This is a genomic window from Pseudomonas sp. GL_093 (assembly GCF_057837605.1).
Genome location: NZ_CM174448.1, coordinates 746,096 through 770,332, shown reverse-complemented (window position 1 = coordinate 770,332; position 24,237 = coordinate 746,096). Strand labels below are relative to the sequence as shown.

General features: G+C 60.7%; 25 protein-coding genes. 14 read left to right on the top strand and 11 right to left on the bottom strand.

Annotated features, from left to right (window positions below; genetic code table 11):
• The first annotated feature begins 77 nt into the window (after positions 1-77).
• Positions 78-845: a methyl-accepting chemotaxis protein gene (locus AC3IUE_RS03350; RefSeq protein ID WP_462005698.1), complete on the top strand. Its 768-nt coding sequence runs from the start codon at positions 78-80 to the stop codon at positions 843-845.
• Between the two features lie 70 nt (positions 846-915).
• Here the strand turns inward: AC3IUE_RS03350 and AC3IUE_RS03345 are convergent, their stop codons facing one another.
• Positions 916-1,707 carry an AraC family transcriptional regulator gene (locus tag AC3IUE_RS03345; protein WP_489265547.1) on the bottom strand — a complete coding sequence of 264 codons (792 nt, stop codon included), beginning with the start codon at positions 1,705-1,707 and terminating at the stop codon, positions 916-918.
• 66 nt (positions 1,708-1,773) lie between these two features.
• On the opposite strand from AC3IUE_RS03345, the gene AC3IUE_RS03340 reads away from it, so the two are divergent.
• On the top strand, positions 1,774-2,817 hold the full coding sequence (locus AC3IUE_RS03340; protein ID WP_489265545.1) for a bile acid:sodium symporter family protein: 1,044 nt from the start codon (positions 1,774-1,776) through the stop codon (positions 2,815-2,817).
• On the opposite strand, the gene AC3IUE_RS03335 is transcribed toward AC3IUE_RS03340, so the two are convergent.
• Positions 2,804-4,081 carry an acetyl-CoA C-acetyltransferase gene (locus AC3IUE_RS03335; RefSeq protein ID WP_489265543.1) on the bottom strand — a complete coding sequence of 426 codons (1,278 nt, stop codon included), beginning with the start codon at positions 4,079-4,081 and terminating at the stop codon, positions 2,804-2,806. The two genes, AC3IUE_RS03340 and AC3IUE_RS03335, sit on opposite strands and share 14 nt — an antisense overlap.
• Positions 4,082-4,300: 219 nt before the next feature.
• Between AC3IUE_RS03335 and AC3IUE_RS03330 the strand changes: the two genes are divergently transcribed.
• A complete protein-coding gene (locus AC3IUE_RS03330; protein ID WP_489265542.1) occupies positions 4,301-5,653 on the top strand; it encodes a 3-oxoacyl-ACP reductase in 1,353 nt (450 codons plus the stop codon).
• A gap of 2 nt (positions 5,654-5,655) precedes the next feature.
• The gene (locus tag AC3IUE_RS03325; protein WP_489265540.1) at positions 5,656-6,510 is read left to right on the top strand and encodes a MaoC family dehydratase; all 855 of its coding nucleotides are present in this window, start codon (positions 5,656-5,658) and stop codon (positions 6,508-6,510) included.
• Positions 6,511-6,597: 87 nt separating this feature from the next.
• On the opposite strand, the gene AC3IUE_RS03320 is transcribed toward AC3IUE_RS03325, so the two are convergent.
• Positions 6,598-7,011 (bottom strand): response regulator, encoded by a 414-nt coding sequence (locus tag AC3IUE_RS03320; protein WP_046044730.1) that lies wholly within the window; start codon positions 7,009-7,011, stop codon positions 6,598-6,600.
• Between the two features lie 59 nt (positions 7,012-7,070).
• The gene (locus AC3IUE_RS03315; protein ID WP_347802889.1) at positions 7,071-7,280 is read right to left on the bottom strand and encodes a Flp family type IVb pilin; all 210 of its coding nucleotides are present in this window, start codon (positions 7,278-7,280) and stop codon (positions 7,071-7,073) included.
• Between the two features lie 324 nt (positions 7,281-7,604).
• Here AC3IUE_RS03315 and cpaB point away from each other — a divergent pair, with 324 nt between their 5' ends.
• Genes cpaB through AC3IUE_RS03275 form a run of 8 tightly spaced genes read left to right on the top strand, consistent with a single transcriptional unit; the run spans position 7,605 to position 15,107 of the window.
• On the top strand, positions 7,605-8,552 hold the full coding sequence (cpaB, locus tag AC3IUE_RS03310; RefSeq protein WP_489265537.1) for a Flp pilus assembly protein CpaB: 948 nt from the start codon (positions 7,605-7,607) through the stop codon (positions 8,550-8,552).
• 21 nt (positions 8,553-8,573) lie between these two features.
• Positions 8,574-9,845 (top strand): type II and III secretion system protein family protein, encoded by a 1,272-nt coding sequence (locus AC3IUE_RS03305; RefSeq protein ID WP_489265535.1) that lies wholly within the window; start codon positions 8,574-8,576, stop codon positions 9,843-9,845.
• On the top strand, positions 9,842-11,038 hold the full coding sequence (locus AC3IUE_RS03300) for a CpaE/TadZ family protein (protein ID WP_489265533.1): 1,197 nt from the start codon (positions 9,842-9,844) through the stop codon (positions 11,036-11,038). The genes AC3IUE_RS03305 and AC3IUE_RS03300 overlap by 4 nt, the downstream gene beginning before the upstream one ends.
• Positions 11,035-12,315 (top strand): TadA family conjugal transfer-associated ATPase, encoded by a 1,281-nt coding sequence (locus AC3IUE_RS03295; protein ID WP_056746180.1) that lies wholly within the window; start codon positions 11,035-11,037, stop codon positions 12,313-12,315. Before AC3IUE_RS03300 ends, AC3IUE_RS03295 begins: the two co-directional genes overlap by 4 nt.
• 10 nt (positions 12,316-12,325) lie before the next feature.
• Positions 12,326-13,210, top strand: coding sequence for a type II secretion system F family protein (locus tag AC3IUE_RS03290; RefSeq protein WP_462000628.1), 885 nt, complete (start codon positions 12,326-12,328; stop codon positions 13,208-13,210).
• Complete coding sequence (locus AC3IUE_RS03285; protein WP_461996880.1) at positions 13,207-14,097, top strand: type II secretion system F family protein; 891 nt, start codon at positions 13,207-13,209, stop codon at positions 14,095-14,097. Before AC3IUE_RS03290 ends, AC3IUE_RS03285 begins: the two co-directional genes overlap by 4 nt.
• A 10-nt stretch (positions 14,098-14,107) precedes the next feature.
• Positions 14,108-14,818, top strand: a complete 711-nt coding sequence (locus AC3IUE_RS03280) for a hypothetical protein (protein WP_489265529.1) — start codon at positions 14,108-14,110, stop codon at positions 14,816-14,818.
• Positions 14,819-14,831: 13 nt separating this feature from the next.
• Positions 14,832-15,107: a DUF3613 domain-containing protein gene (locus AC3IUE_RS03275; protein WP_489265527.1), complete on the top strand. Its 276-nt coding sequence runs from the start codon at positions 14,832-14,834 to the stop codon at positions 15,105-15,107.
• Between the two features lie 63 nt (positions 15,108-15,170).
• On the opposite strand, the gene AC3IUE_RS03270 is transcribed toward AC3IUE_RS03275, so the two are convergent.
• Positions 15,171-15,953 (bottom strand): response regulator, encoded by a 783-nt coding sequence (locus tag AC3IUE_RS03270; RefSeq protein ID WP_489265525.1) that lies wholly within the window; start codon positions 15,951-15,953, stop codon positions 15,171-15,173.
• An 85-nt stretch (positions 15,954-16,038) separates the two neighbouring features.
• Positions 16,039-16,509 (bottom strand): prepilin peptidase, encoded by a 471-nt coding sequence (locus AC3IUE_RS03265; RefSeq protein ID WP_489265524.1) that lies wholly within the window; start codon positions 16,507-16,509, stop codon positions 16,039-16,041.
• Between the two features lie 75 nt (positions 16,510-16,584).
• Between AC3IUE_RS03265 and AC3IUE_RS03260 the strand changes: the two genes are divergently transcribed.
• Both AC3IUE_RS03260 and AC3IUE_RS03255 read left to right on the top strand, forming a co-directional pair.
• The gene (locus tag AC3IUE_RS03260) at positions 16,585-17,025 is read left to right on the top strand and encodes a TadE/TadG family type IV pilus assembly protein (protein ID WP_489265522.1); all 441 of its coding nucleotides are present in this window, start codon (positions 16,585-16,587) and stop codon (positions 17,023-17,025) included.
• Positions 17,022-19,775: an ATP-binding protein gene (locus AC3IUE_RS03255; protein WP_489265520.1), complete on the top strand. Its 2,754-nt coding sequence runs from the start codon at positions 17,022-17,024 to the stop codon at positions 19,773-19,775. Before AC3IUE_RS03260 ends, AC3IUE_RS03255 begins: the two co-directional genes overlap by 4 nt.
• On the opposite strand, the gene AC3IUE_RS03250 is transcribed toward AC3IUE_RS03255, so the two are convergent.
• From AC3IUE_RS03250 to AC3IUE_RS03230, 5 genes are all read right to left on the bottom strand, one after another.
• Positions 19,745-21,727: a pilus assembly protein TadG-related protein gene (locus tag AC3IUE_RS03250; RefSeq protein WP_056746194.1), complete on the bottom strand. Its 1,983-nt coding sequence runs from the start codon at positions 21,725-21,727 to the stop codon at positions 19,745-19,747. The two genes, AC3IUE_RS03255 and AC3IUE_RS03250, sit on opposite strands and share 31 nt — an antisense overlap.
• A 195-nt stretch (positions 21,728-21,922) precedes the next feature.
• Positions 21,923-22,480: a DUF4136 domain-containing protein gene (locus tag AC3IUE_RS03245; RefSeq protein WP_461996872.1), complete on the bottom strand. Its 558-nt coding sequence runs from the start codon at positions 22,478-22,480 to the stop codon at positions 21,923-21,925.
• A 54-nt stretch (positions 22,481-22,534) separates the two neighbouring features.
• Positions 22,535-23,149: a DUF4136 domain-containing protein gene (locus AC3IUE_RS03240; protein WP_489265519.1), complete on the bottom strand. Its 615-nt coding sequence runs from the start codon at positions 23,147-23,149 to the stop codon at positions 22,535-22,537.
• A 12-nt stretch (positions 23,150-23,161) separates the two neighbouring features.
• Positions 23,162-23,911, bottom strand: coding sequence for a methyltransferase domain-containing protein (locus tag AC3IUE_RS03235; RefSeq protein ID WP_056746201.1), 750 nt, complete (start codon positions 23,909-23,911; stop codon positions 23,162-23,164).
• Positions 23,911-24,213 (bottom strand): MazG-like family protein, encoded by a 303-nt coding sequence (locus AC3IUE_RS03230; RefSeq protein ID WP_129438809.1) that lies wholly within the window; start codon positions 24,211-24,213, stop codon positions 23,911-23,913. The genes AC3IUE_RS03235 and AC3IUE_RS03230 overlap by 1 nt, the downstream gene beginning before the upstream one ends.
• Between the last annotated feature and the right edge of the window lie 24 nt (positions 24,214-24,237).

The following is a 24,237-nucleotide window of genomic DNA, read 5'->3' as shown; positions in this document are numbered from 1 at the left end:
ACCTGATCCAGAGCATTGGCGGCGCCGCGACCAAGATCCTCGCCACCTCCAAGAGTTCGACCCAGGTCTCCAGCGACATGGCCGAAGCCGCCGGGCGTCAGCGTGAAGCGGTCGACATGGTCTCCACGGCGTTCCACGAAATGGTCGCCACCGCCAACGAAGTCGCGCGTTCTTGCAGCCAGGCGGCGGAATCGGCCGACAGCGGCCAGCGTCAGGCGCGTGAAGGTCAGCAACAGATTGATGCAGCCGTGACCAGCGTTGATCGCTTAAGCCAGGAAATCGAACAGTCGGCCCAGTCGATGCAGCAGCTTGAGCGCGACAGCAACGACATTCAGTCAATCCTCGGGACCATTCGCTCGATTGCCGAACAGACCAACCTTCTGGCGCTGAACGCCGCTATCGAAGCGGCACGGGCTGGTGAACAGGGTCGTGGGTTTGCGGTGGTGGCCGATGAAGTTCGGGCGCTGGCCAAGCGCACGGCGGATTCCACGGCGGAAATCGACGGTTTGCTGGGCAACCTCGCCAAACGCACCAGTCAGGTGACTCAGCAAATGCATGCGAGCCTGGAAGTGTCTCAGCAGTCGGTGAGCCGCATCGGTGAAGCACGCAGCAGCTTCGGGCTGATTCGGGAGTCGGTGGATGTGATCCGCGACATGAACACCCAGATCGCTACCGCGGCGGAAGAACAGCATCAGGTGGCTGAAGACATCAATCGGCACATCAGCCAGATTCATGGTGATGCGCAGTTGGTGGCGGAACTGGCGAACTCGGCGCGGCTGGATTCGCAGAGCCTGGCGGGGTTGTCGAATGAGCTGGATGGGTTGGTTCGGCGCTTTAGAACCTGATCCTGAAAGGCTCGCTCCCACAAGGACACTGCAAAACCCTGTGGGAGCGAGCCTGCTCGCGATTGGGCCGTCACTGCTTGAACAATTCTCCTGGGGTAAACCCGAACAGGCTTTTGAACGCCGCAATAAACGCCGAAGTCGAGTCATACCCGCAAGACAGCGCGGCATTGGTCACGCTGTCCCCCTCCTCCAGCAAACTCAACGACGACAGCAACCGCATCCGCTGTCGCCACCCTCGAAAGCTCAACCCGGTTTCACGCTGAAAGAGCCGCATCAAGGTTTTCTCCGAGGTGCCCAACCGCTCGGCCCACGCCTGCAAGGTCACATTGCGCTCAGGGCTTTCAATCAGCTCATTGCACAACCCCAGCAACCGTTCATGGCGCGGTAACGGCAGCGAGAAGCCGACCTCCGGCAGATGCGCCAACTGATCCAGCAGCACACTCACCAGCCGCGCGGCCTGACTGTCGCCCTGCGGATATTCAACCGGCAGCAAACAAAAACTCTTGATCAACTCCCGGGCCAACGGCGTCACTTCCAGCACCCGGCAACGCCCGTCCGCCCATGCACAATCCTCGCGGCGCACATAGAGGCTGCGCATCTCGGCGCGCATTGAAGTCACCACCTGATGTTCGAGATCGGCCGGAATCCAGATGCCCCACTGCGGCGGCGCATAGAAACTGCCTTCGGCGGTGTGCACGCCGAGAACGCCGCTGATCGCGTAGGAAAACTGCACCCAATCGTGTCGATGCGGCGGCGTCCATGAGCCGGCGTTGAGACTTTCCGCACGGGCATACAGCGGACGTGGCAGCGCCGTCAGCGTCGGAATCGTCCGCTCGAGGGAAAGTTGTCCGTTAGTCGGCATTGATTGGCCTTATGTCGCAAGACGGCTGATGGAGCCGACGTTAGGCTAAGTCACCAATTCTTACAAATGTATTCGGTGCCTGTTATGCATGCCTTCAAACACCTCAAACGCGTGGTCACCGACTGGTTCTTGTGCGGCATGTTGATTGCCACGCTGCTGGCGTATTTCTTCCCGACCTTTGGTGCCACCGGCGGTGGAATGCACGCCGAATACGTGATCAACATCGGCGTGTTCCTGGTGTTCTTCCTGCACGGGGTCAACCTGTCCAGCGAGCAGATCACTCGCGGTCTGAAAAACTGGAAGCTGCACGTGATGGTCCAGGGGTTCACCTTCGCGGTGTTTCCGCTGATCTGGCTGCTGAGCGACACGCTGTTGGGTTCGCACATTCCGTCGCTGCTGATGCTGGGTTTCCTGTACCTCTGCGCCCTGCCCTCGACCATCTCCTCGTCCGTGGCCCTGACCGGCAGCGCGGGCGGCAACGTACCGGCGGCGATTCTCAACGCGAGCCTGTCCAGCGTGCTGGGGATTTTCCTGACGCCGTTGCTGGTGAGTTTCGTGGTCGGCAGCGGCGCTGGCGGCATCGATCTGGGCGCAACCCTGCTCGACCTCTGCGCCATGTTGCTGTTGCCGCTGGTGCTCGGCCAATTGGTTCGGCCGTTCCTCGGCAAGTTCTTCGCCCGCCACAAGCGCTACACCAACATCGCCGACAAGTTGGTGATTCTGTTGCTGGTCTACGCGGCGTTCTGCAATTCGATGGTCTCGGGGATGTGGCAAAAACAGGGCAACAGCGTAATCCTCACGGCACTGATCGGCAGTGCGATCCTGCTGGCGATCATCCTGTGGATGACCACCCGCACCGCTCGCGCATTGAAATTCAGCCCGGCCGATGAAATCGCCGCGGTATTCTGCGCCAGCAAAAAATCACTGGCCGCCGGTGCGCCAATGGCGGCGCTGATCTTCGGCGCCAACCCGGGCCTTGGGCTGATCCTGTTGCCGATCATGATCTACCACCCGTTGCAGCTGATCGTCTGCTCGGTCATGGCCGAGAGTTACGCCAACCGCAACCGGCAGCTGGCCCAACAAAGCACCCCAGCCCTCAGCGCTCAATAATCACTGTCACCCCCTGGCCACCGGCGGCGCAGATCGAGATCAACCCTCGACCCTGCCCCGCCGCATCCAGCAACTTCGCCAGGCTCGCGACGATGCGTGCGCCGGTCGCGGCAAACGGATGCCCCGCCGCCAGTGAACTGCCTTTGACATTGAGGCGGCTGCGGTCGATGGAGCCCAGTGGCGCATCGAGACCGAGGCGGGTTTTGCAATATTCCGGATCCTCCCAGGCCTTCAGCGTGCAGAGCACCTGCGCGGCGAAGGCTTCGTGGATTTCGTAGTAATCGAAGTCCTGCAAGGTCAGGCCGTTGCGCGCCAGCAAACGCGGCACTGCATACACCGGCGCCATCAACAATCCTTCCGCACCGTTGACGAAATCCACCGCCGCCACCTCGCCATCGCGCAAATAGGCAAGGACCGGCAAGCCGCGCTCCTTGGCCCATTCTTCACTGCCCAGCAGCACCAGCGATGCGCCATCGGTGAGCGGCGTCGAGTTGCCCGCCGTCAGGGTACCCTTGGCGCTTTTCTCGAACACCGGTTTGAGTGAGGCGAGTTTTTCCAGGGTCAGGTCCGGGCGCAGGTTGTTGTCGCGGGTCAGGCCGAGGAACGGCGTCATCAAATCGTTGTGCCAGCCTTCGGTGTAGGACGCGGCCATTTTCTGGTGACTTTCAAACGCCAGTAGGTCCTGTTCGTCGCGCGGAATGTTCCAGGCCTGGGCCATCAACTCGCAGTGCTCACCCATCGACAGGCCAGTGCGTGGTTCGTTGATGGTTGGCAGATCCGGGATCAGGTGACGGGGGCGCAGTTGCAGGAAGGTTTTCAGTTTATCGGCGGTGGTTTTGGCGCGGTTGGCTTGCAGGAGGATTTTGCGCAGGCCTTCGTTGACGCCGATCGGCACGTCGGAGGTGGTGTCGACGCCGCCAGCGATGCCGCATTCGATCTGGCCCCGCGCGATTTTATTCGCCACCAGCAACGTCGCTTCCAGACCGGTGCCGCACGCTTGCTGAATGTCGTAGGCCGGGGTGGTTGGCGACAGCCGCGAGCCGAGCACACATTCGCGGATCAGGCTCATATCCCGGGAGTGCTTGGCCACCGCCCCCGCCGCCACTTCGCCCAGGCGCAAACCGTGCAGGTTGTAGCGTTCGATCAGGCCTTCGAGCGCGGCGGTGAGCATCGCCTGATTACTGGCGGTGGTGTACGGCCCGTTGGAACGGGCGAAGGGAATACGGTTACCACCAATAATCGCAACGCGGCGCAATTGAGTCATGAAAAGCTCCTGATGAAATATCCAATTTGAAAACCACCCCCCTTGTAGGCGCTGAGCTTGCTCGCGATGGCGGTGTATCAGCTACATTGATGTCGACTGACACACTGCCATCGCGAGCAAGCTCAGCTCCTACACTAGCGTAGGCCTTATCTCGTGGATCGAACGACTGATTGCTATTCATGGTCCACACTTTGAACCCCAGCTGCTGGAGCGCGTTCCATGTCTGACCGCTATATCGACTTCGCCAATTCGTCCATCGGCCATCGTTTGGTCGGGGCCCTGGGTCTGCCGTCGCCGGTTCGGCTGGAGCGCTGGCAAGCAGGCCGGCTGCGGCCTGTCGAGGGGGCGCTGTTGTTAGGCGGTGGCCCGTTGACGGAGAAAATCGGCACCTTTGCCAACCGCCTGACCGACGCGATTTACAGCTACGGCACCGAGCCTTCGCTGGCCACTGCGTGGATTCCCGGCCACGGCCCCAAACTCAAAGCCGTGGTGTTCGACGCCAGTGACCTGGTGCAGGCCGATCAACTCAAACAGCTGCGCGAGTTCTTCCAGCCGTTGATTAAAAACCTCGACCACAGCGCGCACCTGGTGATTCTGGGGCGCGCGCCGGAGACCTTGAGCGATCCGTTCGCCGCCAGTGCCCAGCGAGCGCTGGAAGGCTTCAGCCGCTCGTTGGCCAAGGAGCTGCGCAGCGGTGGCACCTTGCAGCTGATTTATGTCGGCGAAGGGGCGGAGGATCAACTGGAAGGCCCGCTGAGGTTTTTCCTCTCGCCCAAAAGTGCATTCGTTTCCGGGCAAGTGATTCGCTTGAATGCCTGCGACACACAAGTGACGGACTGGACTCGCCCATTGTCTGGCCGTAAGGCTCTGGTCACCGGTGCTGCACGCGGCATCGGCGCCTCCATCGCCGAAACCCTGGCCCGTGACGGGGCCGACGTGATCCTGCTCGACGTAGCACCGGCCAAGACTGATCTCGAAGCCCTCGCCGCACGCCTCGGCGGGCGCAGCATCACCCTGGATATTTGCGCCGAAGATGCCGCCGCGCAGTTGATCGAGCAACTGCCCGACGGCATCGACATCGTGGTCCACAACGCGGGCATCACTCGGGATAAAACCCTGGCCAATATGACCCCGGAATTCTGGGACGCGGTGCTGGCGGTCAACCTCAATGCCCCGCAAGTGCTGACCAAGGCACTGCTCGACAGCGGCACCCTGCACGACAACGGCCGGGTGATCCTGCTGGCGTCCATCAGCGGCATCGCCGGCAATCGCGGGCAAACCAATTACGCAGCGAGCAAGGCCGGGCTGATCGGTCTGGCCCAAGCCTGGGCGCCGCTGCTGAATGAGCGCGGTATCAGCATCAATGCGGTAGCACCCGGCTTCATCGAAACCCAGATGACCGCGCATCTTCCGTTCGGCGTGCGTGAGGGCGGGCGGCGCATGAGTTCGCTGGGCCAGGGTGGTCTGCCGCAAGATGTCGCCGAAGCGGTGGCGTGGCTGGCTCAACCGGGCACCGGCGCGTTCACCGGGCAAGCGCTGCGAGTGTGCGGACAAAGTGTTTTGGGGGCTTAGGCATGATCATCGATTGGCACATACTCAACCGCGAACCCAGCCTGTCGGGACTGTACGTGCGGGCCGCGACGCGACGCAAAATCACCGGCACCACCCTGCCCGATTCGGGTCTGCGCTGCTGGATCAATGTCGATCCGAAGCGCCTGGCGGACTATCGCAAAGTCTGCGGTTTTGCCGAGAACGGTTTGTTGCCGCCAACCTATCCACACATCCTCGCGTTCGCCTTGCAGATGCAATTGCTGACGGCCAAGGAGTTTCCATTTCCGCTGCTGGGGTTGATTCACCTGAGTAACCGCATTCGCATCTTTCGCCCAATGGGCAGCGTAAATCGCGTTCGGGTCAGCGTTCAGGTGCAAAACCTTCAACCCCATGAAAAGGGCGCGACGTTCGACCTGGTGACCACGCTCGACGATCAGTTGGGGGCGTTGTGGGAAGCTGAAAGCCAGATGTTGTGCCGCGGGGTCAAACTCGCAGGCGAGCCCGTCCAGGACGTGTTGGCATCGACACTGGAGATGTCGGAAGTGGCTCGCTGGAAAGCGCCGTCGGACATTGGGCGCCAGTACGCCAAAGTGTCCGGCGACTACAACCCGATTCACCTGAGTGCCATCAGCGCCAAACTCTTCGGTTTCCCTACGGCCATCGCCCATGGGTTGTGGAACAAGGCTCGCACCCTGGCGGCGCTTGCCGATCATCTGCCGGCTGCGAATGTCGAGATTGCGGTGCAATTTCGCAAACCGGTGCGGCTGCCCAGTGAGGTGACATTACTGGCCAGCGCGGCGGGGTCGAGTGGGGATTTGCTGTTGGTGGGTGCGGGGGATATTGAGCATATGGCCGGGCATTGGCGGCCGGTTGCCTGACCCGATCGTTCCTGTCCTCTGCGTTCGGCTCTTGGGACGCAGAGCGTCCCTGGGAGCGTGGGAACGATCAATCAGCTAGCGCCGTCCTCACGGACTCACTAAATCCATGCGAGGCTGCGGAAACAAATTATTCAACGTCTCCAACAGCCGCACGTGATAAATCGGCTTGCGAAACAGGTCGAGCACCTGCAACCGCAACATGTCACTGACATCCTCCATGTCCGCATGCCCAGACGTCACAATCACCGGCAAATGCTGACGGGACGTATGCTCGCGCAACCGCTTGATCAACGACATGCCACTCTCCTCCGGCATTCGCAGATCAGTGATCACCAACGCAATATCAGGGTGGCGCGTCAGATGATTCAGCGCGAGCTTGACCGAGGTGGCGGTAAAACAATTGAAGCCCTCGCCCTCCAGCAATTCCGCCAATTCCAGCAACGCGTCCTCCTCATCATCGACCAGAAGAAGCTGTTGGCGTGGAAGTGAGGGAGCGTTCATGGGCAACACCTGCAATGGACTAAGCGCTGACGTTAGAAGCCCTTTGGGACATTAGCAAGTTACGGTGTACCGCCCAATGCAGTAGTGATTTTTCCAAAGATATTCGTGATCGTAGTGCCCATTCCCGCGCTGAGTCCGGCAATCACCACCGCAACCATGGCCGCAACAATCGCGTACTCAATACCTGAGGCACCCTCGGTATCTTTGGCCAGTCCCTTGTAAAAAGCGATTTCGGATTTGATCTTCTGAGCAATCTTTGTAAAGGACATGGCAGCTCTCCTGAAAGACGGCGGGTGTTGCACAGTCGCAACATGATTCCCCTTTGCCAGCATCAGCATTGTCGGCATTCCCCGTACCCACAACTGTAAGAACGAATTATCACTAAAGTATTAGTCGCTTCGTTGACGCCAAAAAAGTCACTTTTTCGCCCTAGCTACTTACTTTCGTTCGTTATTTTCAGTCCCGTAATGGCTTTTTGCTCTAGCTGAGCTACCGTCAAATAGCGAAATAGTTCCATGTTCATAGCTGCCTGATTGCGAAGTTGTCTCGTTGGATGCGACGAGGTCTCAAGCAGCAGGAAAGGGAGAGCCGTCATGAACAGTCGTATCACTCTGGGCCTGGCCGGTTTGTTTCTGGTGGGCGCCATTATTGCCGGTTACTGGGGCCTCACACTGAGCCGCCAACCCGCTCCCGAGCCTGTTGTGCAACCCGGGATCGTCACACCTGCGCCCATCGCCCAGACGCCGCCCCCCGCGGACGACCCCACCCGTCAACCGGTGGTGGTGCTGCTGCATGATGTGCCACCGTTCGTGCCGATCAGCGCAACCGACGTGACCCTGGAAAAACTCCATACCGTCCCGGCCGGCAGCCTGAGCAGCCTCGATCAAGCGATTGGCCGAACACCCTGGCGCGCCCTCAGCGCCGGCACCTGGCTCAATGATGAAAGCTTTGAAGCCGGCGGCAGACTGGCGCGGATGATTCGTCCCGATGAACGCGCCCTCGCCGTCGCTGTGGATGAAGTGATCAATGCCGGTGGGCAGCTGACACCGGGGGACTATGTCGATGTGCTGCTGTTTCTACGCATGGACAACAACAACCTTCAGCCTTCGGCGCAACTGGTGGTGCCAGCCCTGCGGGTGCTCGGGGTGGGCGAACAGATGGGGCTGACCAACGACGGTCAACCCGCAAGCCCGGTACGCAGCATCGAAGAAAAACTCAGGCAGGAACAATTGCGCACCAGCGCCCGCAGCGTCTTGCTTGCCGTCCCCGAACAACTATTGAGTCGCCTGATGTTGGCGGCCCAGGCCGGCGTGTTGCGCCTGGCCGTACGCAGCGCCGATGAAAAGCGTCTGGCTCGTTACTGGGCTGGCGAAAGCGATTCATCGGCCAACCTTGCCAGTGCCAACCGCGAGTTGATCCAGTTCAGCCAACTGGCCATGACGCCCCCACCCAAACCAGTCGTCACCCACGGCGGCACAGCACCGCGCAAGATGAGCGTGGAAGTCATCCGCGGCAACGAAATAACCCAACAAACCCCCTGAATCGAGCAAGGACGCATCTAAATGCGCAGTCGTTCCATGCCCCTGTTTCAAGGCCTGCTCTGGGTCTCTTTACTGAGCGGTGTGCCGCTTGGCGTAACGTTCGCAGCCGCCGGCAATTGCGCCGCGCTGGGTCCGTTGCCTGCGGTGCTGGAAGTCAGTGAAGGGCTGCAACAGGAGGTGCAATCACCGGTGGCGATCACTCGGGTGGCAGTGGGTGATCCGAAAATTGCCGACGTGCGAGTCAACGGTAACCAAGCGTTTTTGCTAACCGGGATAGCCCCCGGCGCTACCAGCCTGATGGTCTGGACCGCCTGCGCCAGCGCTCCGCGCCAGAGCATGGTGTTCGTTCAGGGCAAGGCCACCGCGGCGATGACCACCGCGACACAGTTACCCTCTGATGACCCACTGCTACCGTCGCAAGTACAGACCGACATTCGTTTCGTCGAAGTCAGCCGGACCAAACTGAAAGAGGCCGGCACGTCGATTTTCGGCAAGGGCTCGAACAACTTCCTCTTCGGCGCACCCGGTACGGTGCCCAATACGGCCGTGACGCCGGGCGTGGTGCCGCTGCACAACATTGATCCGCGGATCGCGGTGCCCAGCATTCCGCTGCTCAACGACAGTTTCAACATTGTCTGGGGCGGTGGCAGCAGCAAAGTCCTCGGTATCGTCAACGCCCTGGAAGGCAGCGGCTTCGCCTACACCCTGGCACGGCCGAGCCTGGTGGCCCTCAGCGGGCAGAGCGCGAGCTTCCTGGCCGGGGGTGAAATTCCGATCCCGGTGCCCAGCGCCAACAGCAACAGCTACTCCATCGAATACAAGGAATTCGGTATCCGCCTGACGCTCACACCGACCGTGGTCAGCCACGACCGCATCACCCTCAAAGTGGCGCCGGAAGTCAGCGAGCTCGACTTCAGCAATGGCGTGACCATCGGCGGCACCACCGTCCCGGCGTTCACCATTCGCCGCACCGATACCAGCATCTCGCTGGCCGATGGCGAGAGTTTCGTCATCAGCGGTTTGATCAGTACGCATAACATTTCGCAAGTCAGCAAGTTTCCAGGCCTGGGCGATATCCCGATTCTCGGTGCTTTTTTTCGCAACTCATCGGTCAACCGCGAAGAGCGTGAGCTGCTGATGATCGTCACGCCACACCTGGTCCAACCGTTGGCTGCCAACGCACAGCTGCCGTCGTTGCCGGGTGAAAAGCTGCGCAACTATGACCCGAACTGGTATCGCCTGTACTTCCTCGAAAACGGCAACTTCGATAAACGCAGCGGATTATCGCAATGAGCCAGAGCCAGAACCTGAGCCAGACCTTTCTCGCGATCACCCGTAACAGCACCGACCTTGAGTGGCTGCAAGGCGCCCTCGCCCCGTTGGGCCAAGTGGTCAGCGCCGGCGGTGGCAGCCTCGACGAATTGCTCGCGCTGGTGGACGTGACCTTCGCCAGCCTGGTGTTCATTGGCCTGGACCGCGAACACGTGGTGGCCCAAAGCGCACTGATCGAAGGCGCCCTGGAAGCCAAACCGATGCTGGCGATCGTCGCGCTGGGCGATGGCATGGACAACCAACTCGTGCTCAATGCCATGCGCGCCGGCGCACGGGATTTCGTGGCCTATGGTTCGCGCTCCAGTGAAGTCGCGGGGTTGGTGCGACGGCTGAGCAAACGTCTGCCGCCCGTAGCCTCGAACACCCAACTGGGTAGCCTGACGGTGCTTTACGGTGTGCAGATCAACGCCGACGGCGCGCTGCTCGCCACGCACATGGCGCAAGTGGTGCAGAAGAGCGGACAGCAAACACTGTTGCTGGACCTGGGCCTGCCGCGCGGTGACAGCCTGGCCTTGCTCGGGCTGGAGAGTTCGTTCCACTTCGGCGATGCACTCCGACACTTGCGGCGCCTCGACGCGACGCTGATCGACAGCGCGTTCACCAACTGCGTCGCCGGGTTGCGGATCCTCGCCTACGCCAACCACGATGAGCCGCTGGAACACACCAGCACCGCCGAGTTGTACATGCTGCTCAGCGCCCTGCGCCAACACTTCCAGCACATCGTGGTGAACCTGACGGGTCAGCCGGACAGCGAAGCGCTACGCACCTTCGTCACCCATTGCGACAAGTTGCTGTGGTACACCGATCAGAATGTACTCGACTGCCGTCGCAACCTGGCGGTACTCAACCTGTGGCGTGAAAAAGGCATGAAGCTCGATCACGCCAGACTGCTGGTGGATCGCTACCTGCGCAACGTCGCACCGGACTCCGACACCCTGAGCAAAAGCTTCGGCATGGAGATCATCGCGACCCTCGTCTACAGCCCGGAAGTTCGGCTTAACGCCAAGAACCAAGGTGTGACGCTGTTTGAACTGGCCCCCCGCGAAGGCTTGACTCAAAGCCTGCGCGCCCTCGGCGATCTGTTGGCCAAGCGCTCCGAGGGCGTGGCCAAACCCAAGTCTGGCTGGTTCAACCGGTTGAGGGGTGCGCAATGAGCGGTGAAAAACTCTTCGGTGCCCCTGTGCGCACCACCACAGGCAACACTGACCACGAAGGTCTGAAACTGGTGCTGCACCGCTACATCATCGACGCCATCGAGGAGTCCGGCAAAAACCTGCTGGAGGGTTCGCGGCAGGTGCTCTCGCAGTTCGTCATCGACAAGGTTGCCGAGTACATCGCCCGGCTGCACCTGGCGATTTCCCGCTATGAAATGGAGCGTCTGGCCGAAGAAATCGTCGACGAACTCACTGGTTTCGGCCCCTTGGAAGTGCTGCTGCGGGACCCGGCGGTGACGGAGATTCTGGTCAACGGCCCGCACCGGGTGTTCATTGAACGCGACGGCGTACTGCATCAAAGCGACCTGCGTTTCATCGATGCACATCACGTCGAACGGGTCATGCAACGGATCCTCGCGCCCCTCGGTCGACGGCTCGATGAGTCGTCGCCAATGGTCGACGCACGACTGCCCGACGGCAGCCGGGTCAACGCGATCATTCCACCGATTGCGCTCGATGGTCCCTGCCTGTCGATACGTAAATTTCGCAAGGACATGCTCAAAAGCTCGGACCTGATGGCGATGCAAACCATCGATCAGGCGATCTTCGACTTTCTTCAGGAGGCCGTGGGCAAGCGCTGCAACATCCTGATCAGCGGCGGCACCGGCACCGGCAAGACCACGCTGTTGAACATTCTCAGCCAGTTGATCAACCCTCACGAGCGACTCGTCACCATTGAAGACGTCGCCGAACTGCACCTGGGGCACCCTCACGTGGTGCGCCTGGAAACCCGACCGCCGAATGCCGAAGGCCACGGCGAAGTGAAGTCCAGTGACCTGATTCGCAACGCCCTGCGGATGCGCCCGGACCGAATCATCCTCGGCGAGATTCGTGGTGTCGAAGTGGTAGACGTTCTCACCGCAATGAACACCGGCCACGACGGTTCGATGAGCACCGTGCACGCCAACAACGCCCAGGATGCGCTGTTGCGCCTAGAGACATTGGTGGGCCTGACGGGCCGCACCATCGCCGAACGTACCTTGCGGCAAATGATCTGCGCCGCACTGGATGTAGTGATCCAGCTGACGCGCATGCCCGACGGCCGCCGCTGCGTCAGCGAAGTGGTGGAGGTGATCGGCTTGCGTGATGACGTGTATGTCACCAACACGTTGTTCCGGCTCGACCGGCGCAGCGGTTTCGGATTCATGCGCGAGGCGGTCAACCCCGCCGGCGACAAACTGCGCCGTGAGTTGGCGCTCTCTCCCTCTGCGTACTGAAGGCCACGGCATGCTAAAACCGGTGCTGCTCATCCTCGCTTGCCTGGTCTTGCTCGGACTGTCGATCCGCCTGTTTTATCGCGGATTGCGCCAGACCGGCACCGAGCGGGTACTGGGACGCCTGACCCAGGGGCAACCGCAGCCGGTACTGACGAAAACCTCCTGGGCGGGTCTGGATCGGGCTTTTCTGCGGGCCGGCCTTGGGCGTCCCTCCAAGCGCCTGGGGGTATGGCTGCTGCTCTGGGCCTTTGGCATCTTGCTCGGATTTGCTACCGGTGGCTGGGGCGGCTTGCTGGTTCTGTTACTGCTACCGCCGCTGATGCTGCGTCTGTATGTCAATTGGCGTTATCAGCGCCGACTCCAGCGCATGATCGAACAACTGCCACCCATGCTCGATCACACCGTGCGCAGTCTGAAGTCCGGGCGCACCCTGGCCGATGCGGTGCTGGGCGCCATCGACGCCGCTGAAGACCCGCTGAAAAACGCCATGGGGCGGATTCAGCGCAACGTGCAGCTGGGGGTCAGCCTGCCGGATGCCGCGGCTGACCTCGCCGAGCTGTATGAGAAAGACGAACTTCGCCTGTTTGCGCTCGGCTTGAAGGTCAATCACCGCTATGGCGGCAATGCCAGCGAATTGCTGGAAAACCTGATCAAGATGATCCGGGAGCGCGAGCAGGCTTCGCGCCAGCTCAGGGCCATGACCGGTGAAACCCGGGTGACCGCGTGGGTCCTGGGCTGTTTGCCGATTTGTCTGGCCGGCTATTTCCTCGCGACCAACCCTCATTACTTGCTCGCCATGTGGCACGACCATTCGGGGCAGATCATGCTCGCGTCCGCGTTCGGCTTGCAGGTGGTCGGCAGCCTGGCGCTCTGGCACATGTTGCGCAGCGTATGAAAGTGCCTTTGCTGATCTGCGCATTGCTGTTTCTGGGGGCAACGTTGTTGCTGCTCAGCGGTTTGCTGGAACACCGTCGGCGGGTTCGCCAGGTGGCGCAACGACTCGACGGCAAACTGGCGAGCGACAACCGGGTAAACCAGTGGCTACAGCTGCTGGGCAGCAGCCGGATCGGTCAGCGCTCGGTTAACCTGGATAACGAAACCCAGGCATTGCTTAACCGTCTCGGCTGGCGCAGCGCCCGGCGACGTTCACTGTTCGCGGCGTTCCAGGTAGGCGCCCCGGTGCTGGCGCTGGCCCTGACCTTGTTGATCCAGGGCGTGTTCTTCCCTCACACAGACAACCACTGGATGGCCCCGATGTTCGCCACCGGCATCGGCTATCTGTTGCCCAAACGGTTGCTGGCTGCTGCCGCGCTGCGTCGGCAAAAACAACTGGCGACCGAGATTTCCACCTTCATCCCGCTGCTGCGCATCCTGTTCGAATCGGGCATGGCGGTGGAGCAGTCGCTGCGCGTGTTGAGCAATGAAGGCAAACAATTATTGCCGGCCCTGACCCATGAATTGCGTCTGGTATTGGCCCGGGTCGATTCCGGCCTGGAACTGGGCGAAGAACTGAACAAAGCCACCCGATTGCTGGCCGTCGACGAGTTCACCGACACCTGCGTCATCCTTGAGCAGTTGATCCATCAGGGGGGCGGTGCGATGAAATCCCTGTTGTCCCTCAAGCAATTGCTCGATGACCGGCGCCTGACGCGCCTGCAGGAATACATCTCCAAGATGTCCGCCAAAATGTCCGTCGTGATGATGCTGTTTCTCTTCCCGGCGTTATTGATCGTACTGGCCGGCCCGGGCTTCACCGCCCTGTCCCATGCCTTTGGTTCTTAGAGGGATCGTTATGAAAGCAATAATTGCCGGTTTGACTCTGCTGCTATTAGGCGGTTGTGCGAGCAACGGTGCGACGCCCTGGAGCGCCCTGACCAATACGGCCAGTTGCGCCAAGCTGACCTCCGAGGAGCAGCTGTCGCTGAACCTCGCGGATGACATGGCCAATGACGGCAAACTGCACGCCAGCCTCGCCAACCTGCAAAGCCTGCCCGACAACCTGGCCGACGTGCGCCTGCGCAAGGCCAAGGTCTATCGACTGCTGGGCCGCAGCGAAGCCGAGCCGTTGTACCGCAGCCTGCTCGGCAGTTGCCTGGCCGCCGAAGCCGAACACGGCCTCGGCCAACTTGCCGCCGCCAAGGGCGACAACGGCCTGGCACAAGCCCACTTGCAACGGGCCGCACGGCTGGCGCCGACCGACGAGAAAATCCGCAACGACCTCGGTGTGGTGTACCTCAACCAATTACGCGTCGAGGATGCGAGCTTTGAATTTCTGACGGCCATGGAACTCAAGCAAAGCGATCAACTGGCAGCGTTGAATCTGGTAACGCTGCTGATCTATCAGGACGACTGGAGCCGCGCGGCCGAACTCGTCAGCCGTCTCGGCCTGAGTCCGGCCCAAGTCACCGAAGCCCAGGCCCGCGCGCAAAGACTCAAGACACCGAACAAGTCCGGCCCGACCGCCGTAAACCAGGTCGCCGTCGTCACACCGACGCTTCAATAGGGAGAGGCTTTTGATGAAACCGACCATCCTCTGCTGCATCGGCCTGCTGGCCCTGCCCCTCACCACTCACGCCATCGACCCCGGCCCCGCTTCGGCCCAACAACAGGAAACCGAAGGCTGGCTGCAACTGCAAAGAAGCAACAAAGCGGCGTCCCAGAAGCCGCAAACCTCAACCGCGACCGAGCGCGAGCTGAGCATGCAGCGTTGGTTGAAAAGCTATCAGCATGAGATCCCGGAGTACTTTGATCAGTATGAGAGCGGGCAGGTGGACAGTGGGACGGGGGGGTAGTCTTGATCCGGGAACTGGACGCTTGGGGATAGCGTTTTTGGGCTGACTGCACACCAACAAAACCTAATGCGCAGTCACCCCCTGACGCAATCCAGAATGACTGGGTAACAAAGCCAGCGCTAACTGCGTCCGATTATGCATATGCGTCAATCGCAATACCTGCGACACATAAAGCTTCACCGTGTTCTCGGTAATTCCCAACTCACAGGCAATCTGATAATTCGTCTGCCCCTTTCCCACCAACCGCGCCACCTCCAACTGCCTTGGCGACAGCTGACTGAAAATTGCCGGAATCTCAACCCGATCCACAGCACTGACATCGTCATCAGTGGAAACCGATAACCGCGGCCCACGCCGAACCTTATCCAGATCCTGATACAGATCATCGATCGACTCGGCAAGATACTGCAGCTTCTGATCCAGATGCCCTAGCTGCAGACTCTTCTGCCGTTCCTGCAAAACCACTGCCTGACGCGCAATCCCTTCGAGCAACTCACCCAGATTAATCGGCTTCTGGTAGTAATCGGCAAACCCGGCCCGCAAGGCCTTGATCACATCCTGCTTGTCCGCACGCCCAGTGAGCATGATCGCTTCAAACACACGGTGCTTGCCGGATAGCCGTTGCAGCTCCTGAACCAGTTGAATCCCGTCCAGACCGGGCATGTGCAAATCGCAAAGCACCAGGCCGATCGCTTCGTCTTCATTGAAACGCTCGACGGCCTGTTCGCCAGTCTCGCAAGAAACGCAACGGTAACCGCGGCCGTCAAGAAACTCACAAAGCTCTGCGGCAATAAAAGGTTGATCGTCGACCACAAGGATTTTTACTGCCGAAGAAAGCTTGTTCACGTGCGACTCCCTGCAAGGTCAACGTTGACCGTTCCTCTGAGTTGAAAGTAGACGTACTTTCCGACTCTGTACATAGAGCAGGCGACTAGTGAAACCAGGCGAGTGTGAGCAACAGGCCCACCAATACGAAGGGTGCAAAGGGCTGTTTCTTTGACATTCCAGGCCCCAGATATTGAAGACGATTTCTAAGCCCTTGGCCCATATGAAGCCAGACTCTTGGCGCCAGCAGCAGCCACAGCACACTGGCCAATCCGGCACCGATGAACACGCCAAGCAAGTGCATGCCGTCCGTCGCCAGGCCCAGGCCAGTCATCAGTTTCACATCGCCTGCGCCCAAGCGTCCCAGCGCATAACCGGGCAAGGTAAAGGCCAGCGCCAGCAAAAAAGCCCAGCCGCCCTGCACCGCCTCGGCCCCCAGCCAGGTAGTGCCCGTCCACAGGAGATACGCCAGCGCCAACACCCCCGCGCCAAGGGTCAGGCCATTGGCGATGTGCCGTTCTCGAGCATCCTGTGCTGCGCATAGCGTCAGCCAGATCAGTAATACAAAGCTCTGCATCCGGTAAAAAACGTCCGTTTTGGCTGAATGATTCTATGCTGATATCACGTTGTGAATATCAGGGTAGACGCAGTCATGAAAATAGGCCTCCCCCGTAAGCAAAAAGGCGCTGTAGCGATTGAATTCGCTTTAGTGTTTCTCATCTTTTTCGCAGTGTTTTATGGAATCGTCACTTACAGCTTGCCGCTGTTGCTGATGCAATCGTTCACCCAGTCGACCGCCGAAGCGGTGCGCCGAAGCGTGGCGCTGGATCCGAGCACCCCCGGGTACGACACCGCGGTAAAAACCGTGGCCACGACAGAACTGAGCCGACAGCTGGCCTGGATTCCTGCCGCACTGAATTTCAATGTCGCCACCGACGCCAGCGCCACCTACGTGGGCGGCGTGTTGAAGGTCACCATCAGCTACCCCACCAGCAAACTGCGGCAGGTCATCCCGTTTCTGACCTTGCCGGGAATTGGCCAAGTGCCGAATCTGCCGGCAAACCTCACCGCCAGTTCGAGCCTGCAATTTTGAGTTCCGCAGACAAACTCTTCGGGCGCCTGCTCAACCGCCATCCGCCTCAGCCAGTGGACACGCCAGACACCCTGAGCGTGCAAAGTGTCGGTTTGCAGATGCACCTGGATGCCGAAGGTCGAGTGATTCACCTGACCGGCCCGCTGCGGCATGTGCTGGCCCAGCAGACGCCCGCGGCACAAGCACCGCACCTGCTCGATTTCCTCATGCCCCACAGCGGCCTCGCCGTTGAAGGCTCGCCCGTCGACTGGCAGGGCCAGAGTCTGGACCTGGACTTTTACAGCCTCAACGGACAACCCCTGCACTTGCGTGGCTGGGTCCAGCCATTGGCCGATGCCTGGCTGTTGCAGTTGCTGGACATCGGCGACTTGTTGCTCGATCGCCGGCAATCACGCAGCCGCGAGCAATGCCAATTACTCGCAGCGCAGATCGGTGAACAGTTGCGCCGGTGCAACCTGACGCGCCTGCCCGAGGTGTTGGTGGAACAGCTGCAAGGCCTGGCCCAGCGTTTCCACATGCCATGCATTGCGGTGGCGTTACTCGATGAACAGGAAGAAGGCTGGCAGATACACCAGCATTACACGGCCTTCGATGCGCCCCAGCTGTGGCAAAACGCTCAGCGCCTGGGCACCGGGCTCGACAGCCTGAACGGCTCTGCGCCGCAATGCCTGACGCCCGCTGAACATCCCCGTTTGCAAGGCATCTTCGGTAATGCCGAAGGGTTCGCGGTGCCCTATCACGATGCTCAGGGTGTGGTCGTCTGGTTACTGTGTGGCCTTTATCCGGTGCAGCAACAGGCGCCCGACCTGAATGATCGCGACTGGTTACAACTGACCGCCGCGCTGGCAGCTCCGTTGCTTGAGCGCTTGCGCGAGCACCGGCACCAGCTGCAACTGGAACGGCTGGAGTCGCTGCAAGCCTTGCTCGGCACCGGATGGTGGGAGGTGTTCAGCGACAGTCGCGAGGTGCAATTGGCGCCGTCGCTGGCCAGTCACCTGAACCTTGCGATCGATCGTTTGCCGCTGCACGACTGGCTTGATCGGGTGCACCCCGCCGACCGTGAAGAGCTGAGCAGTCGTCTGCAAACCTTGCAAGACGACGGCACCCCGCTGTTGCTGTGTGTGCGTTTGGCACAAACGCCGAACTGGTATCGCCTGCAGGGCCAGGTCCTGGGCATCGGTAAAAGCCGGCGGTTGGTGGGCTTCATGCTCGACATCAGCGACATCAAAAACCAGGAGCAAAACGCCGCGGCGGCCCATGCCCGACTGGACAATCTGATCGCCAGCTCGCCGGCGGTGATCTACGTGCAACGCTATGTCGAAGGTGCGCTGCAACCGACGTTTTTCAGTGACAGCCTACTGCCGCTGCTCGGCTGGACACTGGCTGATTGCGCGACGGGGACCTTGGTTGAAAGGGTCCACCCGGAGGACCGCGATCGGTACTTCGAACGTACCCGACATTTGCTGCGTGAAGGTTCGGTGCGCGCCCGCTATCGGCTGCGCGACAGTCGCGGCGAATACCACTGGCTACTCGATGAAGCCAAGCTACTGCGCGACGACCTTGGCTTGCCGGTGGAAGCCGTCGGCCTGTGGCTGGACGTCACCGAAGCTACCCTGGCCGCCGAACAGGTGAAGCAGAGTGAAGAACGCTACCGGATCCTGGTGGAGGACTCTCCGGCGATGATCTGCCGCTACCGCCCGGACCTGACCCTGACCTTCGGCAACCGCCCGCTGGCGACTTACCTGGAGTGCCAGCCCGAGCAACTGCCCGGGGTGAATCTGGGCAGCTGGATGTCGCAGGAACAGCGCGAAGCGTTTCTTCAGCGGCTCAGCCGACTCAGCCCGGAATTCCCGGTCAGCACCGCGGAAATCAACCTGCAACTGCCGGGACGGGAACATGCCTGGTGGGTGTGGTCGGATCGCGGGGTGTTCGATGAACACGGCCATTTACTGGAGATTCAGGCCGTGGGTCGCGACAATACCGAGGTCCGCCGCGCCCAACAACAGCTCACCCAAAGTGCAAAAATGGCCACCCTCGGTGAAATGGCCACAGGGCTGGCCCATGAAATCAATCAGCCGTTGAATGTGATGCGCATGGCCATCGTCAACGTACTCAAGCGTTTGAGCAACGGCGATGCGCAGATCGACTACCTGACCGACAAGCTCAACCGCATCGATGCACAGGTCCAGCGCGCCGCGCGGGTGGTGGATCACATGCGGGTGTTTGGCCGCCGCTCGGAGATCGAGCAGCATCCGTTTAATCCGGCGCAAGCCATCGAAGGCACGCTGTCGCTGCTGGCCGAAGGGATGCGCGGCAAAGGGGTCGATCTGCGAGTCAACGAGACCGGGTTTGAAGTGCAAGTGCGCGGTTACGTCGATCAGCTCGAACAGGTGTTGATCAATCTGATGGTCAACGCGCGGGATGCATTGCTCGGCAAACGCGAGGCCGACCGCGAGTTCAAACCGTGGATCTCGGTGTACGCCGAACGTGATGAGTATTCGGTGCGACTGTGGGTCGAGGACAACGGCGGCGGTATCGATCCGCGGTTGCTGGAGCGGATTTTCGAGCCGTTCTTCACCACCAAACCCGTGGGTGTCGGCACCGGGCTCGGGTTGTCGGTGAGTTACGGCATCGTTGAGAACATGGGCGGAAAACTGAGCGTCAGAAACTCGGTCGAGGGCGCACGGTTTTGTATCGAACTGCCGATTGCCGCCGACGATCAGATCACCAGCGTCGCTCGTCCTGAGTGACAACTGAGGTTGGCGCCGACATCGACCTTGTTCAGATCGATCCCCAGGCTGAGCAGCAGTGTGTTGATCAAGGTGTCGAGTAACGGGCTGAGCACGCTGTTGATCGCGTTGACCAGCAATGTTGTGACAGTGCTGAGAATCGCTCCCAGACCACCGACCAGACTGCCCGTCGGGCCGTACATGTTGACCTTGATATTGGTCAGCGTGTCGGTAAGGCTGCTGACGATATTGCTGGTGGAATAGGAATAGTAGAACGGTGGCTGGTTGATCTCCGGCAGGCTGGTGGCCGGCGGTGCGGAATAGACGTGCGGCATGTTGGCGCTCTGCGCCACGGTGGTGTCGGCCATGATATCGATGCCACCGCCGACGCCTGGAATTCGCGGGTCGCAGGAGATGGGCAGGAACAGAATCCTCAGACAGGTTTTCACCCCGATATCGATCACCTTCAACGGCTGCACCACTACCGCCGGTGGCGTGGTGTTGCTACCGAAAGCGGTGGCTGGATCGATCTTGCCGATCTTCAGATTTACCAGCGAAGTGCTGGTGTTGGTGGTCAGGGTTTTGTTGGTGGTACTGACGCAACTGTAGGCAGTGACATAGCTGTTGGCGCTGGCAACGTCGAGCGCCACGTCGATACGTATCGGTGGCGGCAGCACGATGATGTCGGGAGTCTGACAGGGCACGAGCAAGGCACAGGTCAGTGAGTTGAGCACTCCCACCAGGTTGAGATTGAGCAAGGCGTTGAGTGTGTTGGTCAGCGGGCCTGCCAGATCAGCCGCCGCATTGATTAGCGCCACGATGGAATCGAGCACCGGCAAGTCGATCGACAGCAATGTACGCACCTGAGCGGTTTTCACATAGATCCGGTTGGGCCCCAACGGCGCGAGCGCGGCGCTTTTCGGATTGCCGATGGCCGAGAGCTGTGGCGGCTCCAGTATCTGTACCCGAGCGGTGATTTGCGCCAGCCCCGCGAGGTTGATCGGCAAGGTTGCCACCAGGCCGTTTTTCTTGTTGGCCAGTTGCACGACCGCTTCAATCAGGTCGAACACTTTCAGGTTGGTCCCCAGCGCCGTCACGGTGCTGCCAGCCTCGACGTGCAGCACGTTGCCGAGTACGACGGTGGTTGCGCCTGCCGCGACCTTCAGCGCTTGAAGACTCGCAATGGTGGCGGTCGCGCCGAGTGTGCCGCCGGGGTCCAGTACATTGACGGCGGTCTGAATCAGCTGGCTGACGGCAATCGTATTGCCCAATACCTGGTTATACCCGGCAGCGCTGAGGTTAAGGTCGACCTTCAATCGATCGAGGTAACCGAGCAGGCTGATGTTGGTGTTCACCAATCCGTTCCAGCCCGCCGCGTTGATGTTCAGGTTACCCCCGAGCAAACCACCGAACAGCGCGTTGAGCGTGGCCGACTTGCTGGTGTCGACGCTCAACGTCGTGCTGCGCAGGGTCAGCGAAGCCTGCGGTGGCGGTAATGCGGCGACAGCGCTGGCCGTCAGGTTGATGGTTGCCGCGCGTGGAGCGCCACCGAACAGGGCGCCGATACCGCCGGCGAGGCTCTGCTGGACCGAATGGCTGGCGATCACCCGAATGGCTTCGCTCTTGCTCGGGTCGGCGCCAAATACTCGAAGGTTATTGGCATCCAGGGTCAAGGCGCCGCAAGCGACCAGCAGATTGTGATTGGGGTCAGGAAGGGTGAAGCCGTTACGGTTTGCGCTGGCGGTGGCATAGACGGTGGCGGTGTTGCCAGCGGAGCAATCACCCCCTCGGGTGGAAGCTTCAAGTGCGGCCATGTCCGCTACGCGCTGCAGGTCACGTTTTTTCAGGTACAAACGACCGCTGTCGACCACGACCAGCAAGAACATCAGGGCCATGCCCAATGTCAGCGCCGCCATCAAACCGATCGCCCCCCGTTGCCGGGACGGGCTGCGAAACTGCAAACGGGGAGACATCGCGCACTCCTTTGCCGGTGCACAGCTGAGGGCTACCTCCATGGGTGAACAGCAGTGTAGACAAGACTTGGCGGGACTGCTGGCAACATGCCAGCGCCAACAACAAAAAACCCTGTAGGAGCACGGCTTGCCGGCGATGGCGTCCTTGAAATCGCCATCGCCGGCAAGCCGTGCTCCTACAGGGTTTTGTGGTGTTTATTTGGGTGGGTAGTTGGCGAGAATTCGCCCCACCGTTTCGCGTATCGCCGTGCTGCGATCCGACGGGTTCGGTGTGCGGCTGAGGATCTGCTCGTCACTGCCGCGCCACACCAGTTTTCCGTCCTTGCCGTCGAGCAGGTCGATCTGGATGATTGCCACTTTGTAGCTGACGTTACGGGTTTCGTTGTACATCGGCCCACCCCAGTAGCCATTCCATGGATTACCCCAAGCGCCGCCGTAGTTGGTGGTTACTTGTTGCTGGCGTTGTTCGACAATCAGATAGGTCTGCACGCTCAAATCGCCCTTTTGGCCACCCGCAGCCGGACGCAGGCCTCGCTGATCCAGCTGATCGGTCACCGATTGGCGGATGCGTTGCTCAGTCAGGTCACTCTTGATCCGTGGGTCATCGGGGCGATATTGCAGGGCGGGTTCTTTCCAGCTCCAGCTGCGATAGGCGGCGAAGTCGCGGCTGGCATCGAAGTCATGATTGACCTGGCTGCCGGCGCAGGCAGTGAGCAGCACGGCCACAGCCAGTAAAGCGAGACGGCGGAACATGATATTTCTCCGGTTGAAGACATGAACCTGCGCAATGCTTCTTAACGACAGAAGCTAACTAGGAGGATACGCCGACATCGCCTTTTCTACAGCCTCCCGTATGGCATCGGCACGCTCGCTCTGGCTGCCGCGATTGCTGGTTTCGGCGCTGGCACTCCACACCGGTTGACCGCTCTGGGCGTCAAACAAATCAACCCGCACCACCACGACCTGTTCCTGATAAGTCCGAACGATCGGCACGGTGTTGTACATGCCATAACCGCTGCCGTAGCGGTTGTAACCGCCATAACCGCCGCCGTAGTAACCATAGTCGTCCCGAACCTGACGCAGGCGGGTTTCCAGGTGCAGGTCGGCGCTGACAAACAGGTCGGCCGGGCGATTATCGTGCAGCGGGCGCAAGCCACGTTGATCAAGGGCATTGCTGACGGCTTCGGCGACCTGCGCCGAATCCGCCCAGGCGCTGCCCGGCGGCAGCTGCCCGTTGAGCCAGGCCCAGCTGCGATAGCGCCCGTAGTCGCGCGGCGGGGCCGGATAGGCGCTGTGGTCAAAGGTGTTGGCCGCCTGAGGCGGCGCGGGTGGCAAGGGGTTGGATGACGCCACATAAGGGTTGCTGCCCTGACAGGCCGCCAACCCGAGACAGATCACCAATAACCCCGAACGACTGTTCATTTCACGCTCCGATCAGACCGGCCGACAGATCCAGTGCAAGTAGCGCCCAAGCCCGGCAAAGCTTGGGTGACGACGGTGGGCCAGTTCCATTTCCAGCAAGTCCACCAGTTCGGCGCGGGCCTGGAATTCCACTGGCATGTAATCGTGAAAAACCCGCACCCCGCTCTGGGTTTCGACCTGCCACATGCCCTCAAGTTGCGCCGCCAGTTCCCGTGGATCAAGGGGCTGCTGCGGGGTCAGGCTCTGTTTCTCGCCGGCCATGTCGTTCTTGCGCATCTTGCGAAAATGGCCTTTGAGCAGGTTGCGATAGATCAACGCATCGCGGTTGTAGAAGGCCAGGGACAACCAGCCATCTGGTTTGGTCAATTGATGCAGCACCGGCAGAATCGCGTGAGGTTCGGCCAGCCATTCCAGCACCGCGTGGCACAGCACCAGGTCGTAGGGTTCGGTGAGTTGGCCGAGCAGATCCTGCCACGGCGCCTGAATGAACGTCGCTGTTTGCCCGGCGTCGGCAAAGCGTTGGCGGGCGCCTTCGAGCATCGGCTCGGCGGGCTCGGCCAGCGTGACGTCATGGCCGCGCTGGGCCAGCCACAACGACATGTGGCCCAGACCCGCGCCGATGTCCAGTACGCGCAACGGTCGGTCCGGCAGGGTTTCGGCCAGGTCGGCCTGAAGCACCGCCAGACGGATCGCGCCTTTGGCACCGCCGTAGATTTTTTCGGCGAAGCGAGTCGCCAGTTGATCGAAATGACGGTCGCTCATCAGCTGAACCTCCGTTCGCTGTCCGCGAGTTTGCTGCGCACCACTTCATTCATGTCCAACCCCAACTCGCTGCACAGCAGCAGTAGATAGAGCACGATGTCACCGATTTCCTGCCCGGCATGGGCCAGTGTGTCCGCCGGCAACTGGCGCGACTGGTCTTCGGTCAGCCACTGGAAAATCTCCACCAGCTCGGACATTTCCACGCTCGCGGCCATGGCCAGGTTTTTCGGGCTGTGAAATTGCCGCCAGTCATTGCGGTCACGGATGGCGTGCAGGCGTTCGGTCAGTTCAACAAGGTTCATCGGGCTCTCCTGAAGGCGTATAGC

Excerpts from the sequence above, each read along its gene's own strand:
- AC3IUE_RS03350 (WP_462005698.1), top strand. The coding sequence starts at position 78 with ATGGCCGAAGCCGCCGGGCGTCAGCGTGAAGCGGTCGACATGGTCTCC.
- AC3IUE_RS03345 (WP_489265547.1), bottom strand. The coding sequence starts at position 1,707 with ATGCCGACTAACGGACAACTTTCCCTCGAGCGGACGATTCCGACGCTG.
- AC3IUE_RS03340 (WP_489265545.1), top strand. The coding sequence starts at position 1,774 with ATGTATTCGGTGCCTGTTATGCATGCCTTCAAACACCTCAAACGCGTG.
- AC3IUE_RS03335 (WP_489265543.1), bottom strand. The coding sequence starts at position 4,081 with ATGACTCAATTGCGCCGCGTTGCGATTATTGGTGGTAACCGTATTCCC.
- AC3IUE_RS03330 (WP_489265542.1), top strand. The coding sequence starts at position 4,301 with ATGTCTGACCGCTATATCGACTTCGCCAATTCGTCCATCGGCCATCGT.
- AC3IUE_RS03325 (WP_489265540.1), top strand. The coding sequence starts at position 5,656 with ATGATCATCGATTGGCACATACTCAACCGCGAACCCAGCCTGTCGGGA.
- AC3IUE_RS03320 (WP_046044730.1), bottom strand. The coding sequence starts at position 7,011 with ATGAACGCTCCCTCACTTCCACGCCAACAGCTTCTTCTGGTCGATGAT.
- AC3IUE_RS03315 (WP_347802889.1), bottom strand. The coding sequence starts at position 7,280 with ATGTCCTTTACAAAGATTGCTCAGAAGATCAAATCCGAAATCGCTTTT.
- cpaB (WP_489265537.1), top strand. The coding sequence starts at position 7,605 with ATGAACAGTCGTATCACTCTGGGCCTGGCCGGTTTGTTTCTGGTGGGC.
- AC3IUE_RS03305 (WP_489265535.1), top strand. The coding sequence starts at position 8,574 with ATGCGCAGTCGTTCCATGCCCCTGTTTCAAGGCCTGCTCTGGGTCTCT.
- AC3IUE_RS03300 (WP_489265533.1), top strand. The coding sequence starts at position 9,842 with ATGAGCCAGAGCCAGAACCTGAGCCAGACCTTTCTCGCGATCACCCGT.
- AC3IUE_RS03295 (WP_056746180.1), top strand. The coding sequence starts at position 11,035 with ATGAGCGGTGAAAAACTCTTCGGTGCCCCTGTGCGCACCACCACAGGC.
- AC3IUE_RS03290 (WP_462000628.1), top strand. The coding sequence starts at position 12,326 with ATGCTAAAACCGGTGCTGCTCATCCTCGCTTGCCTGGTCTTGCTCGGA.
- AC3IUE_RS03285 (WP_461996880.1), top strand. The coding sequence starts at position 13,207 with ATGAAAGTGCCTTTGCTGATCTGCGCATTGCTGTTTCTGGGGGCAACG.
- AC3IUE_RS03280 (WP_489265529.1), top strand. The coding sequence starts at position 14,108 with ATGAAAGCAATAATTGCCGGTTTGACTCTGCTGCTATTAGGCGGTTGT.
- AC3IUE_RS03275 (WP_489265527.1), top strand. The coding sequence starts at position 14,832 with ATGAAACCGACCATCCTCTGCTGCATCGGCCTGCTGGCCCTGCCCCTC.
- AC3IUE_RS03265 (WP_489265524.1), bottom strand. The coding sequence starts at position 16,509 with ATGCAGAGCTTTGTATTACTGATCTGGCTGACGCTATGCGCAGCACAG.
- AC3IUE_RS03260 (WP_489265522.1), top strand. The coding sequence starts at position 16,585 with ATGAAAATAGGCCTCCCCCGTAAGCAAAAAGGCGCTGTAGCGATTGAA.
- AC3IUE_RS03250 (WP_056746194.1), bottom strand. The coding sequence starts at position 21,727 with ATGTCTCCCCGTTTGCAGTTTCGCAGCCCGTCCCGGCAACGGGGGGCG.
- AC3IUE_RS03245 (WP_461996872.1), bottom strand. The coding sequence starts at position 22,480 with ATGTTCCGCCGTCTCGCTTTACTGGCTGTGGCCGTGCTGCTCACTGCC.
- AC3IUE_RS03240 (WP_489265519.1), bottom strand. The coding sequence starts at position 23,149 with ATGAACAGTCGTTCGGGGTTATTGGTGATCTGTCTCGGGTTGGCGGCC.
- AC3IUE_RS03235 (WP_056746201.1), bottom strand. The coding sequence starts at position 23,911 with ATGAGCGACCGTCATTTCGATCAACTGGCGACTCGCTTCGCCGAAAAA.
- AC3IUE_RS03230 (WP_129438809.1), bottom strand. The coding sequence starts at position 24,213 with ATGAACCTTGTTGAACTGACCGAACGCCTGCACGCCATCCGTGACCGC.